Origin of the sequence: Burkholderia singularis (assembly GCF_900176645.1) — a bacterium.
Taxonomy (GTDB): domain Bacteria; phylum Pseudomonadota; class Gammaproteobacteria; order Burkholderiales; family Burkholderiaceae; genus Burkholderia; species Burkholderia singularis.
Map to the genome: position 1 here is coordinate 80,177 of NZ_FXAN01000106.1, position 13,327 is coordinate 93,503.

Annotated in this window: 13 protein-coding genes; 1 reads left to right on the forward strand and 12 read right to left on the reverse strand. The window is 61.3% G+C overall.

What is annotated here, in order from left to right; translation table 11 throughout:
* Positions 1-66 precede the first annotated feature (66 nt).
* Positions 67-852 carry a transporter substrate-binding domain-containing protein gene (locus BSIN_RS21890; RefSeq protein ID WP_089341978.1) on the forward strand — a complete coding sequence of 262 codons (786 nt, stop codon included), beginning with the start codon at positions 67-69 and terminating at the stop codon, positions 850-852.
* Between the two features lie 690 nt (positions 853-1,542).
* Here BSIN_RS21890 and BSIN_RS21895 read toward each other — a convergent pair.
* The 12 genes from BSIN_RS21895 to BSIN_RS21950 form a co-directional block, all read right to left on the reverse strand.
* A complete protein-coding gene (locus BSIN_RS21895; RefSeq protein ID WP_089341979.1) occupies positions 1,543-3,276 on the reverse strand; it encodes an AMP-binding protein in 1,734 nt (577 codons plus the stop codon).
* A 154-nt stretch (positions 3,277-3,430) separates the two neighbouring features.
* A complete protein-coding gene (locus tag BSIN_RS21900; protein ID WP_059516996.1) occupies positions 3,431-3,856 on the reverse strand; it encodes a F0F1 ATP synthase subunit epsilon in 426 nt (141 codons plus the stop codon).
* 153 nt (positions 3,857-4,009) lie between these two features.
* Positions 4,010-5,404: a F0F1 ATP synthase subunit beta gene (atpD, locus tag BSIN_RS21905; protein ID WP_059516998.1), complete on the reverse strand. Its 1,395-nt coding sequence runs from the start codon at positions 5,402-5,404 to the stop codon at positions 4,010-4,012.
* Between the two features lie 73 nt (positions 5,405-5,477).
* A complete protein-coding gene (atpG, locus tag BSIN_RS21910; RefSeq protein WP_059517000.1) occupies positions 5,478-6,353 on the reverse strand; it encodes a F0F1 ATP synthase subunit gamma in 876 nt (291 codons plus the stop codon).
* A 70-nt stretch (positions 6,354-6,423) separates the two neighbouring features.
* Positions 6,424-7,965: a F0F1 ATP synthase subunit alpha gene (gene atpA, locus BSIN_RS21915; protein ID WP_089341980.1), complete on the reverse strand. Its 1,542-nt coding sequence runs from the start codon at positions 7,963-7,965 to the stop codon at positions 6,424-6,426.
* Between the two features lie 45 nt (positions 7,966-8,010).
* Positions 8,011-8,550, reverse strand: a complete 540-nt coding sequence (locus tag BSIN_RS21920; RefSeq protein WP_059517004.1) for a F0F1 ATP synthase subunit delta — start codon at positions 8,548-8,550, stop codon at positions 8,011-8,013.
* Positions 8,551-8,552: 2 nt separating this feature from the next.
* Positions 8,553-9,023 (reverse strand): F0F1 ATP synthase subunit B, encoded by a 471-nt coding sequence (locus tag BSIN_RS21925; protein ID WP_059517006.1) that lies wholly within the window; start codon positions 9,021-9,023, stop codon positions 8,553-8,555.
* Between the two features lie 127 nt (positions 9,024-9,150).
* Positions 9,151-9,420 (reverse strand): F0F1 ATP synthase subunit C, encoded by a 270-nt coding sequence (gene atpE, locus BSIN_RS21930; protein ID WP_012734176.1) that lies wholly within the window; start codon positions 9,418-9,420, stop codon positions 9,151-9,153.
* Positions 9,421-9,502: 82 nt separating this feature from the next.
* The gene (atpB, locus tag BSIN_RS21935) at positions 9,503-10,354 is read right to left on the reverse strand and encodes a F0F1 ATP synthase subunit A (RefSeq protein ID WP_059517007.1); all 852 of its coding nucleotides are present in this window, start codon (positions 10,352-10,354) and stop codon (positions 9,503-9,505) included.
* A gap of 113 nt (positions 10,355-10,467) precedes the next feature.
* The gene (locus BSIN_RS21940; RefSeq protein ID WP_089341981.1) at positions 10,468-10,998 is read right to left on the reverse strand and encodes an ATP synthase subunit I; all 531 of its coding nucleotides are present in this window, start codon (positions 10,996-10,998) and stop codon (positions 10,468-10,470) included.
* Positions 10,999-11,262: 264 nt separating this feature from the next.
* Positions 11,263-12,369: an SLC13 family permease gene (locus BSIN_RS21945; RefSeq protein WP_173678733.1), complete on the reverse strand. Its 1,107-nt coding sequence runs from the start codon at positions 12,367-12,369 to the stop codon at positions 11,263-11,265.
* A gap of 44 nt (positions 12,370-12,413) precedes the next feature.
* Positions 12,414-13,304 carry a ParB/RepB/Spo0J family partition protein gene (locus BSIN_RS21950; RefSeq protein ID WP_059517009.1) on the reverse strand — a complete coding sequence of 297 codons (891 nt, stop codon included), beginning with the start codon at positions 13,302-13,304 and terminating at the stop codon, positions 12,414-12,416.
* Between the last annotated feature and the right edge of the window lie 23 nt (positions 13,305-13,327).

The window sequence follows — 13,327 nt, forward strand, 5'->3', positions numbered from 1 at the left end:
TGGGCGCCCGCGGCCGCTTCGCTATGATCTGGCGTCCGGGCCGCGTGCCCGAAGTCAGGAGACACGATGAAAAAGAATCGATTGCTGTTCGCGCTTGCCTGCGTGGCCGGCCTAGCCCACGCGCAAATTACGCCTCCGGCCGGCGCGGGCGCGTCGCGGCTCGACGACGTGCTCGCACGCGGCACGCTGCGCATCTGCACGACGGGCGACTACAAGCCATACACATACCGCCGCGAAGACGGCCAATACGAAGGCATCGACATCGACATGGCGGCATCGCTCGCGAAATCGCTCGGCGTGAAGGCCGTCTTCGTGAAAACCACGTGGCCGTCGCTGATGGACGACTTCATCGCGAAATGCGACATCGCGATGGGCGGCATCTCGACAACGCTCGAGCGGCAAAAGCGCGCATTTTTCACGGCCGCATACGCGGTCGACGGCAAAACGCCGATCGTGCGCTGCGCGGACGTCGAGCGCTATCAGACGATCGCGCAGATCGATCAGCCGCGCACGCGTGTCATCGTCAATCCCGGCGGCACGAACGAGCGCTTTGCGAAGCAGTATTTCACGCACGCCCAAATCACCGTTTATCCGGATAACGTCACGATTTTCAAGCAGATTCTTTCGGGTAACGCCGACGTGATGGTGACCGATGCGTCGGAGACGCTGCTCCAGCAAAAGCTCAATCCGGGGCTCTGCTCGGTGCATCCGCACGAGCCGTTCCAGTTCGGGGAGAAAGCGTACCTGGTGCCGCGCGGCGACGTCGTGTTCCAGCAATACGTCGATCAATGGTTGCATCTCGCACGAGAGACAGACGAGCTTCGGGCAGTGACGGACAAGTGGCTCAAGTGACAATTCGATATGCCAACCAACGCATCTGCACACCGCGAGCCGCCGGCACAATCTCGATATAGAGCGGCCGGCAGCCGCGCCCAGTTCCGCCGCGAGCATCTTCGCGGCGCTTTCCGGCCTGCTTGGCGCGTGTGCGCCCGAGCAGCCGGCGGCCGCAGTTACCCGCGCACGTTTCAAAATTTTTCTGAGATTGTCGTGTGATCTTATCAAAGTAATTTATATGCATGTTTTAACGGGTCTGACGGCCTTACCAGGCAAGACCGGCCCTTCGTAAAAGCAGCATGGATAGCCCCGAAAATACCCTTTTCTAGTTAGGTAAAAATGACCGATTACACTTCTTTCAAAATAGCAAAAAATCCCGCAAAGCCTTATCCGGCGGGGGTTACAACCTGAAACACTTTGTTACCGCGATCCCAGGGTAATTCGCCCACAATGCCTCTCACGGTTTCAACACGGATGCGGTCTCCGGTGCGGCGTGTGAGCGGACATCAAGCACGAAAGAGCCCGTCGGTTTTTTACCGAATCCCTTCTTAGGGGCATCCTTGTTGAAGTCGTCGTCGGTGCCGGAGCATCGATGCCCTTCACCTTTGGTCTCCTCGCGCTAACCCCGTAGCGTGTGGTTTTTAGCGGGCTCATGAGCCCGCTTTTTTTCGTCTATCGAAAGCGTGCGGCGGTGTTCCGCCGCTTGCGTCACGCCGTTTTGGCCACGCTCAGCCCCAGTTCGGCGATCATCCGGTCGCGCATCACGAATTTTTGCGCCTTGCCCGTCACCGTCATCGGCAACTCGTCGACGAAGCGCACATAGTGCGGCACCTTATAGTGCGCGATTTGGCCTCGGCAAAATTCGCGCAATTCGTCGTCGGTCATCGTCTCGCCCGCGCGCAGCACGATCCACGCGCAGACTTGCTCACCGTATTTCGGGTCGGGTACGCCGAACACCTGCGCACTCTGAATCTTCGGATGCCGAAACAAAAATTCCTCGATCTCGCGCGGATAGATATTCTCGCCGCCGCGAATCACCATATCTTTCAGTCGCCCGACAATATTGCAATAGCCTGCTTCATCGAACGTCGCGAGATCGCCGGTGCGCATCCAGCCGTCGACGATCGCTTCGCGCGTCCTTGCTTCGTCATCCCAATAACCCAGCATCACCGAATAGCCCCGCGTGCATAGCTCGCCCGTCGCGCCAACCGGCACGATCTCGCCCGATGCATCGACGATCTTCGCCTCGAGATGCGGCTGAATGCGCCCGACCGTCGTCGTGCGCTTGTTCAGCGGGTCCGTCGTCGCGCTCTGGAACGACACGGGGCTCGTCTCCGTCATCCCGTAGGCGATCGTGACCTCCGACATATGCATGCTCGCGACCACGCGCTTCATCGTCTCGATCGGACACGGCGAGCCCGCCATGATGCCGGTGCGCAGCGTGGAGAGATCGTAGCGGCCAAATTCCGGATGATCGAGCTCGGCGATGAACATCGTCGGCACACCCTGCAGCGCGGTACAGCGCTCGTCGCACACCGCCGCGAGCGTCGCCCCCGGGTCGAATGCCGCGCCCGGAAACACCATCTTCGCCCCTGCCGATACGCACGCGAGCACCGACAGCACCATCCCGAAGCAGTGATACAGCGGCACCGGAATGCACATTGCGTCGGCTTCGGTGAGCCGCATCACCCGCGCGATCGCAATCGCGTTATTGACGATGTTGTGGTGCGTGAGCGTCGCGCCCTTCGGATTGCCGGTCGTGCCGCTCGTGAACTGGATATTGATCGGCTCGTGCGAATCGAGCGTCGCGCCGATCGCCTCGAGATCGACCTGCGCACGCTCACGCGCCGTGCGGCCGCTCGCCAGCACGTCGACAAAGCGCAGCATCCCTGCTGGCGCAACATCGGCCATCGCGACGACCGCACGCAACCCCGGCACCCGCTTCGCGTGCAACGCGCCGCCTGCGCAACTTGCAAGCTCGGGCGCGATCTGGGCAATCATCTCCACGTAAGCCGACGACTTGAAACGCTCCGCCGCAATCAGCAGCTTGCAGCCGACCTTGTTCAGCGCATATTCGAGTTCGGTAAGCCGATAGGCGGGGTTCACGTTGACGAGCACGGCGCCAAGACGCGCGGTCGCGAATTGCGTGAGCAGCCATTCAGCACGATTCGGCGCCCAAATGCCCACGCGATCGCCTTTCTCGATGCCAAGCATCGCCAAGCCTGCGGCGAGCACATCGACTTCTTCCGCAAATTCGCGCCAACTCCAGCGCACGTTCTGCTCGCGAAACACCACGGCCGGGCGATCGGGAAAACGCGCGACGGTATCACGCAGAAATTGCCCGACCGTCGCCTCGGAAAGCGGCACGTCGGTCGCACCGCGGACATAGGACAAACCGTTCACGGGTGCGATCAATGCATCCGTGCGCGATGATGCGGCCATAGCGTCTCCTGGGTTGTAATCGATGCATGCAACGAATCATTCTGGGCTCTGCCGCCCTACTCTGACATCGATTGTTACCCGCAAGGAAAAAACGCACGAACGGACGAAAAAAAAGCAGCCCGAAGGCTGCTTTTTTAGGCGAAAACGGCGAACGTCAGTGCTTCGCGCGAATCTTCGCCAGACGCTGAATCGCTTCGAGCTGCGCCATCGCAGTCGCAAGTTCCGACTGCGCCTTCGCAAGGTCGAGGTCCGACTTCGCGTTCTGCAGCGTTTCTTCGGCGCGCTTTCTCGCTTCCTCGGCCTTCGCCGCGTCGAGATCCTTGCCGCGGATCGCGGTGTCGGCGAGCACCGTGACGGCGCCCGGCTGCACTTCGAGAATCCCGCCCGCGACGAACACGAACTCCTCGTCGCCGCCTTCAGCCTCGATGCGCACCGCCCCCGGACGAATCCGCGTGATCAGCGGCGTATGGCCCGGCAAAATGCCCAGCTCTCCCGCTTCACCCGGCAGCGCGACGAACTTCGCCTGGCCCGAGAAGATCTGCTCTTCCGCGCTGACGACGTCTACTTTGATGGTTGCCATATCGACTCCTGTCGATCGGCGCAAGCGCCAAAGCGCTTACCCGATCCCATGCAAGGCACGGTTGAGCGTACTGCGCGGGCTCCGGTGCGCGACACGCCACCCCAAGGATAGCGTTCGCGAACGCATCGGCGCCCGCTGCGTTACACCCGACCTTTACTGGATCTTCTTGGCCTTTTCGAAGGCCTCGTCGATCGTGCCGACCATGTAGAACGCCTGCTCCGGCAGATGATCGCACTCGCCATCGACGATCATCTTGAAGCCGCGGATCGTTTCCTTCAGCGGCACGTACTTGCCCGGCGAGCCCGTGAACACTTCCGCGACGTGGAACGGCTGCGACAGGAAACGCTGGATCTTACGCGCACGCGCGACCGACAGCTTGTCTTCCGGCGACAGTTCGTCCATGCCCAGAATCGCGATGATGTCGCGCAGTTCCTTGTAGCGCTGCAGCGTCTGCTGAACGCGGCGCGTGATCGTGTAGTGCTCTTCGCCGATCACGTTCGGGTCGATCTGGCGCGACGTCGAATCGAGCGGGTCCACCGCGGGGTAGATACCGAGCGACGCGATGTCACGCGACAGCACGACCGTTGCGTCCAAGTGGCCGAACGTCGTAGCCGGCGACGGGTCGGTCAAGTCATCCGCAGGAACGTACACGGCCTGCACCGACGTAATCGAGCCCGTCTTCGTCGACGTGATGCGCTCTTGCAGCTTGCCCATTTCCTCGGCCAGCGTCGGCTGATAGCCCACCGCGGACGGCATCCGGCCCAGCAGCGCCGACACTTCCGTACCGGCCAGCGTGAAACGGTAGATGTTGTCGACGAAGAACAGCACGTCGCGGCCTTCGTCGCGGAAATGCTCGGCCATCGTCAGGCCCGTCAGCGCCACGCGCAGACGGTTACCCGGCGGCTCGTTCATCTGGCCGTACACCAGCGCGACCTTGTCGAGAACGTTGGAGTCCTTCATTTCATGGTAGAAGTCGTTCCCTTCACGGGTCCGCTCGCCCACGCCCGCGAACACGGAGTAACCGCCGTGCTCCTTCGCGATGTTGTTGATCAGCTCCATCATGTTGACGGTCTTGCCCACGCCTGCACCGCCGAACAAGCCGACCTTGCCGCCCTTCGCGAACGGGCAGATCAAATCGATAACCTTGATGCCCGTTTCGAGCAGTTCGGTCGACGGCGACAGCTCGTCGAACGCGGGCGCTTTCTGATGGATCGAACGGAGATGTTCGCTCTCGATCGGACCGGCCTCATCGATCGGACGGCCGAGCACGTCCATGATGCGCCCGAGGGTCGGCTTGCCGACCGGCACCGAGATCGGCTTGCCGGTATTTTTCACCGTCACGCCGCGGCGCAGGCCGTCGGAGGCACCCAGACAGATCGTGCGGACCACGCCGTCACCCAGCTGCTGCTGGACTTCGAGCGTCAGTTCCGAGCCGTCGAGAATGAGCGCGTCGTAGATCTTCGGCATGCTCTCGCGCGGGAATTCCACGTCGATAACGGCGCCGATGCACTGTACGATCTTGCCTTCTACCAAAGCAGCAGTACTCATCGCTTTTCCTTTCAATACCTGATTCTTTACTCGCGCAAAGGCGCAGTTCCCTGAGGCGTCCCGAGCGCGCCGCTTACACGGCGGCGGCGCCGCCAACGATCTCCGACAATTCCTTCGTGATCGCGGCCTGACGGCTCTTGTTGTACGACAGTTGCAGCTCGCTGATCACCGTCTTCGCATTGTCCGATGCGGCTTTCATCGCGACCATCCGCGCCGATTGCTCCGACGCCATGTTTTCCGCCACCGCGGAATACACGAGCGCCTCGACATAGCGCACGAGCAGCTCGTCGACCACCGTCTGCGCATCCGGTTCGTAGATGTAATCCCACGAGGTCGCGGGCGTGCCGTCATTCGCGTCGAAATGTTCGGTCGACAGCGGCAGCAATTGCTCGATTACCGCCTCTTGCTTCATCGTGTTGATGAAGCGCGTGTATGCGAGATAAACCGCCGACAGCTTGCCTTCCGAGTACTGATCGAGCTGAACCTTGACAGCGCCGATCAGCTTGTCCAGGTGCGGCGTGTCGCCGAGATGCACGACCTGCGAAACCACCTTCGCGCCGAAGCGGTTCAAAAAGCCGAGACCCTTGCCGCCGATCGCGGTCGCCTCGACCTTATGTCCCTTGTCGCCGATTTCCTTGAACTTCTGTACGGCCGCGCGCAGCACGTTCGTGTTCAAGCCGCCGCAGAGGCCCTTGTCGGTCGTGACGAGGATGACGCCCGCGGTATCGGCGCCTTCGTTCGCCACCATGAACGGGTGGCGGTACTCCGGGTTCGCGCGGCTCATGTGCGCGGCGATTGCACGGACCTTGTCGGCATACGGACGGGCCGCGCGCATGCGTTCTTGCGCGCGGCGCATCTTCGACGCCGCCACCATCTCCATCGCCTTGGTGATCTTGCGCGTGTTTTGCACGCTCTTGATCTTGCCGCGAATTTCCTTCATTCCAGCCATTGCTTGCTCCTTGACCGAAGCGGCGCGGGGCGCTATGCGGCCCGCGCCGCCTCATCGTGTCATTCGCGGATCAATAGGCACCGGACTTCTTGAAGTTCTTCAGAGCGGCGTGCAATGCGCCCTCGTCGTCCTTCGACAAGTCCTTCGTGTCTTCGATGCGCTTGATAAGCTCGGCGTGGCTCGTCTTCAGATATTCGCGCAAACCCTTCTCGAACGGCAGCACGTCCTTGACGTCGAGGTCGTCGAGATAACCGTTGTTCGCCGCGAACAGCGATACCGCCAGCTCCCACACTTGCAGCGGCTGGTACTGCGGCTGCTTGAGCAATTCCGTCACGCGGCGGCCGCGCTCGAGCTGCTTGCGGGTCGCTTCGTCGAGATCGGAGGCGAACTGCGCGAACGCCGCCAGCTCGCGATACTGCGCGAGGTCGGTACGGATACCGCCCGACAGCTTCTTCACGATCTTCGTCTGCGCGGCACCGCCGACGCGCGACACCGACACGCCCGCGTTGATCGCGGGGCGGATGCCTGCGTTGAACAGGTCGGTTTCAAGGAAGATCTGGCCGTCGGTGATCGAGATCACGTTGGTCGGCACGAACGCGGTCACGTCGCCCGCTTGCGTTTCGATGACGGGCAGCGCCGTCAGCGAGCCGCTCTTGCCCTTCACTTCGCCGTTCGTGAACTTCTCGACGTACTCCTCCGACACGCGCGCGGCGCGTTCGAGCAGACGCGAGTGCAGATAGAACACGTCGCCCGGATACGCTTCACGGCCCGGCGGACGGCGCAGCAGCAGCGAAATCTGGCGATACGCCCACGCTTGCTTGGTCAAGTCGTCATAGATGATCAGCGCGTCTTGACCGCGATCGCGGAAGTATTCGCCCATCGTGCAGCCCGCATACGGCGCGAGATACTGCATCGCCGCCGAATCCGACGCCGACGCCGACACGACGATCGTGTACTCGAGCGCGCCGGTTTCTTCGAGCTTGCGCACCACGTTCATGATCGACGAAGCCTTCTGGCCGATCGCAACGTAGATACAGATGAGATCCTTGCCCTTCTGGTTGATGATCGTGTCGATCGCCACCGCGGTCTTGCCGCACTGACGGTCGCCGATGATCAGCTCGCGCTGGCCGCGGCCGATCGGCACCATCGAGTCGATCGACTTCAGCCCGGTCTGCACCGGCTGCGACACCGACTTACGCCAAATCACGCCCGGGGCGATCTTTTCGATTGCGTCGGTCAGCTTCGTGTTGAGCGGGCCCTTGCCGTCGATCGGGTTGCCGAGCGCATCGACCACGCGGCCGATGAGTTCCGGGCCGACCGGCACTTCGAGAATGCGGCCGGTCGTCTTGACGATGTCGCCTTCGGAGATGTGCTCGTACTCGCCGAGAATCACCGCGCCGACCGAGTCGCGCTCGAGGTTCAGCGCGAGGCCGAACGTGTTGCCCGGGAATTCGAGCATTTCGCCCTGCATCACGTCCGACAGCCCGTGAATGCGCACGATGCCGTCGGTCACGGAGATCACGGTGCCCTGGTTGCGAACGTCCGCGCTCGCTTCAAGGCCCTGGATCCGGCTCTTGATCAGCTCGCTGATCTCAGAGGGATTGAGTTGCATTATTCGCTCCTGATATTCAATTCTGTTGCGTGCCGGGCGCCGGACTCAGGCGGTCAAAGCAGTCTGCAGGCCGGCGAGCCGCGCGCGGACCGAGCTGTCGAGCACTTCGTCGCCGACCGTCACGCGCACGCCGCCGATCAGCGACGGATCGACTTCGACCGTGGCTTTGAGCTTGCGCTTGAACTTGCGCTCGAGGCCCGCGACGAGTTCGCCGAGCTGGGCGCCTTCGAGTGCAAACGCACTGACGATCTTCGCGTCCGCCGCGCCTTCGCGGGCATTCTTCAGTTCGTCGAACTGCTCGGAGATGGCGGGCAGCAGCGCGATCCGATGATTGTCGATCAGCATCTGCACGAAGTTCTTGGCTTCCGCGCTCGCCGCGAGCGGCGATTTCGATGCGGCGAGCAACAAATCGCGAACCTGCTCGCGCGTCACCTTCGGATTCGACGCGACGGACAACACTTCGGGCAATTGCGCAACCTGAGCCAGCTCTTGCACGAGCGTGGACCAGGCGGCGACGTCACCCCCCTCGGCCACGCGGAACAGCGCTTCTGCGTAAGGGCGGGCGATGGTTGCAAGTTCGGCCATGATCAGAGCTCGGCTTTCAGTTGATTCAGCAGTTCGGCGTGGGCCGTTTGATCGACTTCGCGCTTCAGGATCTGTTCGGCGCCTTTCACGGCGAGTGTCGCGACTTCGTTGCGCAGCGCTTCGCGAGCCTTCACGATTTGCTGTTCGGCATCCGCCTTCGCCTGCGCGACAATCCGCGCGGCTTCGGCCTGCGCGTTCGCCTTGATTTCGTCGGCGACAGCGAGTGCGCGTTTTTCAGCGTCAGCAATGCGTTGCTGGCCGTCGTTGCGGGCTTGTGCGAGTTCCTGGTCGACGCGCTTGTGCGCCGCCTCGAGTTCCGCCTTGCCCTTTTCCGCAGCGGCCAAGCCGTCAGCGATCTTTTTTGCGCGTTCGTCGAGTGCGTTGATCAGCGGCGGCCACACGAACTTCATCGTGAACCACGCGAGGATCAGGAACACGACCATTTGCGCAAACAGGGTTGCGTTGAGATTCACGGTGTTTCCTTATGCTATTGCCGGAAAACATGAAACGGTAAGGCGCTCATCGAGTTGCATTCGATCAGCGCCCCATCTGCCGTTCCGCCCGCGCCCGGTGTGCCGGGCGCATTATTTCCGAGGAACCTTAGCCTGCGAGCTTCGACAGGAGCGGGTTCGCGAACGCGAACAGCATCGCCACACCTACACCGATCAGGAATGCAGCGTCGATCAGACCAGCCAGCAGGAACATCTTCGTTTGCAGCGGGTTGATGAGTTCCGGTTGACGCGCGCAGGCTTCAATGTACTTGCCGCCCATCAGGCCGATACCGATACAGGCGCCGATAGCACCCAGGCCGATGATGATGCCGATACCGACAGCGGTCAGACCTTGGATGTTGGCGATGAAAGCTTGCATGATCACTCCTTTGTGAAAAGACTTGGAACTGAGATTTAAAAAACCAAAAAACGAAACTCTTCTTGTTGGCCCAGCGCGCCGTTTAGTGCGCGTCGTGTGCCTGGCCGAGATACACCAGCGTCAACATCATGAAGATGAATGCCTGCAGCAGAACAATCAGGATGTGGAAGATTGCCCAGACGCTGCCCGCAATCACGTGGCCGATAAAGCCGAGGAACGTTGCGTCGCCGCCGAAGCTCCACATGCTGCCGAGCAGGGCGATCAGCAGGAACACCAGCTCACCTGCGTACATGTTGCCGAACAGCCGCATGCCGAGCGACACGGTCTTGGCGACGAATTCGACGATATTGAGCGCGAGGTTCGGAATCCACAGCAGCGGGTGCGCGCCGAACGGCGCCGACAGCAGCTCGTGCACGAAGCCGCCCGCGCCCTTGATCTTGATGTTGTAGTACAGCATCAGGAAAAACACGCCGAGCGCAATGCCGAGCGTACCGTTCAGGTCGGCCGTGGGGACGATGCGATGGTGGGAAATCACGCCCGACAGACCCAGCCAGCCGATCACGCGGCCCGGCAGATCGACGGGAAGGAAATCGAGGGAGTTCATCAGGAAGACCCACACGAACACAGTCAGTGCGAGCGGTGCGATGAAGGTACGGTTGCCGTGAACGACCGCCTTCGACTGGTCCTCGACCATCTCGACGATCATTTCGATCAAGCATTGAAAGCGGCCCGGCACGCCGGAAGTCGCCTTGCGGGCGGCCAGGCGCAGCAGCACGATGGTCACGAGGCCACAGACGATCGACCAGAACAGCGTGTCGATATTCCAGACATGAATGTCGAAGATCGACGTCTGATGCGTGGTGGAAAAATTCTGCAAGTGGTGCGCAATGTACTCGGACGGATCCGGAGCACGCGTGCCTTCGCTAGCTGCCATAGTCGTTAATGCCACCCAAATTGTCGAAAATCGTTTTTTGCGCGTTCCCGCAATAGTTCATTACGGGAACACACCGGCGCGAATACGAGTCAAATTCGCACACTGCTTGTTCTTTACCGCCAGGCCAGCGCGAGCCAGTACGTTTTCAGTACGACGAAATACGTGACGAGCAGCGCCGTCCAATGCACGCCCGGATATTCGAGCGCAACCGCAACGAACATCGCTATCGTCACGCCGAGCTTGAGCGCTTCGCCGGACATCCAACCCATCACCGAACCCGCGCCAGCCAGCCTCAAACGTGCTGCGAACAACGCACTCGGCACCCAGCCGATCGCTCCGCCCAACAGAGCCGACTGCGCAGCGGCGCCCGGCGACTTTGAAAACAGCCACCACGCCAGCGTTGCAACCAGGGACAGGACCATTTGCGCGATCACCACCCGACTAGGCGTAACGCGCGATGGCCGGCTCACTTCGGTTCCGAAAAGCGCTTGCGCTTCGGCCCGCGTGAGCGGAACGATATTGTTATCTTGCTGCTCGGCATCCCAGTCGTGACCGTCGAGCTTGCGTCGCTCGTCAGTCGCCGGAGCGGTGCGCGGCGCGCGCTGATGATCGTCATGCCTTTGATCCGGCGCCTGACTCGCCATCGCAAACTCCGCTAAGTCGTCGTCGCCCGAAAGCTTTCCGCTAACTTTCAGGGGTGCCTTACTAACAAATCCGGGCGATTGTAAGCGATAGTTGCAGGCGATTCAAGACTTTAGACGCGACAAAAACCGCGTGAAACAGCGCTTCATGATGCGGTAACTTCCGCGATCTCGTGTGATGCCGCAACTTGCCGTGCGGCGGGACTTTCAGGTTCGGGCACGCAGGTCAAACGGCCCGCGCCGATCTTGCCGCCACGTTTTGCAAGCTCAGACATAACGCAGCACGAGCGCCCCCAACGCAGCGCTCACAAGACCGAATGGAATGCTCACGAGATGAAACGGCAACCACATGCGTGGCGCACGCGACAGCCGGACCGCGATCAGATTCGCAAGCGAGCCGATCGCGATACCGAATCCGCCGACACTCACGCCGAACGCCAATGCACGCCAATCATGCGTGAATTCGGATAGCACGATCGCCGCCGGCACATTGCTGATACCTTGCGATAGCAACGCGCCAGCGGCATATACGCGCAGCGGCGAATCGAGGCCGATGCTCTCGATGGTCCGATGAACGGCGGGCAGCGCCGCCGCGCCGCGCAGCACAATGAACATCAGCACGAAGATCATCAACAACAGCCAGTCGATCTTGAATACCGCATCGCGACATACGAACAGCAGCATCACGGCGACGGCAATCAAACCGGCAAGCGCATGGTGGCTGTCGGCCAACGACACGAAGCCAGCGAACGCGATAGCTGCGGCAAACGCCAGCGGACGATTGACGAGGCTTACCGCTCGATCCTTCGATAAATCGAGCGCGCGGCGCTTGAACGAACATGCGGTCAATACGAGCAGCAGCACCATCAGCGCGGCCGCGAGCGGCCCGAGTTCGATCACGAAGCGGCCAAACGAGACGCCGCTCAATTGCCAGAGAAAAAGGTTTTGTGGATTGCCGAGCGGTGTTGCGACTGAGCCTGCGTTCACCGCAAGCGCGATATGAATCACCAGCCGCTTGAACGGCAGCGGCGTCAGCTCACGCAGCGACATGACCAGCGGAATCACGACAAAGAGCGCGACATCATTGGTGAGCCAACTCGACAACACTGCGGCAAACACGACGAGCAACGCGGCTAGCCCACGCTCCGAGCGCACGCGATGCACGATCCGGTGCGCGATCCACATCAGAACACCCGACAGCTCAAGCGCCTTTGTCAGCATCAGCAACCCGGCAAGCGTCGCGACAGTCTGCCAGTCGACGAGCCGGGCGAGCATATTCGCCGATTGCGGATGAACGAACTGCAGCACGATCACCGCGGCGATGAGTATCAACAGCACCGGTTCGCGTGCAATGAAGGCAACGAGCGCGGCGATACACGCCGTGCGCCTGTTACTGGCCGGATTCGACACGTCGATCGTTATGCAGCAGCCACGTTGCCGCGCAGCCGCACGAGTATGCCCTCGAGCGCGTCGAGATCGCCGAAATCGATCGTCACCTGCCCACGCCCACGGCGCCCAAGCTTGATCTTCACGCTCGACGCAAGCAGATCCGACAGCTCCTCTTCGAGACGCCGCGTATCCCGGCCACCGTCGTCCTTTGCGCGCGCCTTCACGGCCGGCTCAGCCTTCGTGACTTGCGCGACGAGCTTTTCCGTCTCGCGCACCGACAGCCGCTTGTTGACGACCTGATGCGCAAGCGTGATCTGCGTCGCCGCATCGACAGCCAGCAGCGCGCGCGCGTGTCCCATGTCGAGATCGCCCGCCAACAGCATCGTCTGCACGGGCGCGGCGAGATTCAGCAAGCGCAGCAGGTTCGACACCGCACTGCGCGAACGCCCCACCGATTCTGCCGCCTGCTCGTGCGTGAAACCAAATTCGTCGAGCAAACGTTGAATGCCCTGTGCTTCTTCAAGCGGGTTCAGATCTTCTCGCTGAATATTCTCGATCAGCGCCATCGCCGCAGCGGCCTGATCGGACACGTCCTTCACGAGAACCGGCACTTCGTCTAGGCCTGCCAGCCGCGCCGCACGAAAACGCCGTTCTCCGGCGATGATTTCATATTTGTCTGATGAAATGGGCCGTACCAGGATCGGCTGCATCACACCCTGCGCACGAATGCTCGCGGCCAACTCCTGCAAATTCCCTTCGTCCATTCGGGTCCGCGGCTGGTACTTGCCTGCTTGCAGCTTACCGAGCGCAAGCACGCTCGGCGCGCCTTCGATCTTCACCGCTTCGGTGATATCGGCACTGCCGCCAAGCAATGCTTCAAGGCCTCGCCCCAGACCTTTTTTCTTTGCTACCGCATTCATGTTCCGTTACCTCGATTCTCGTC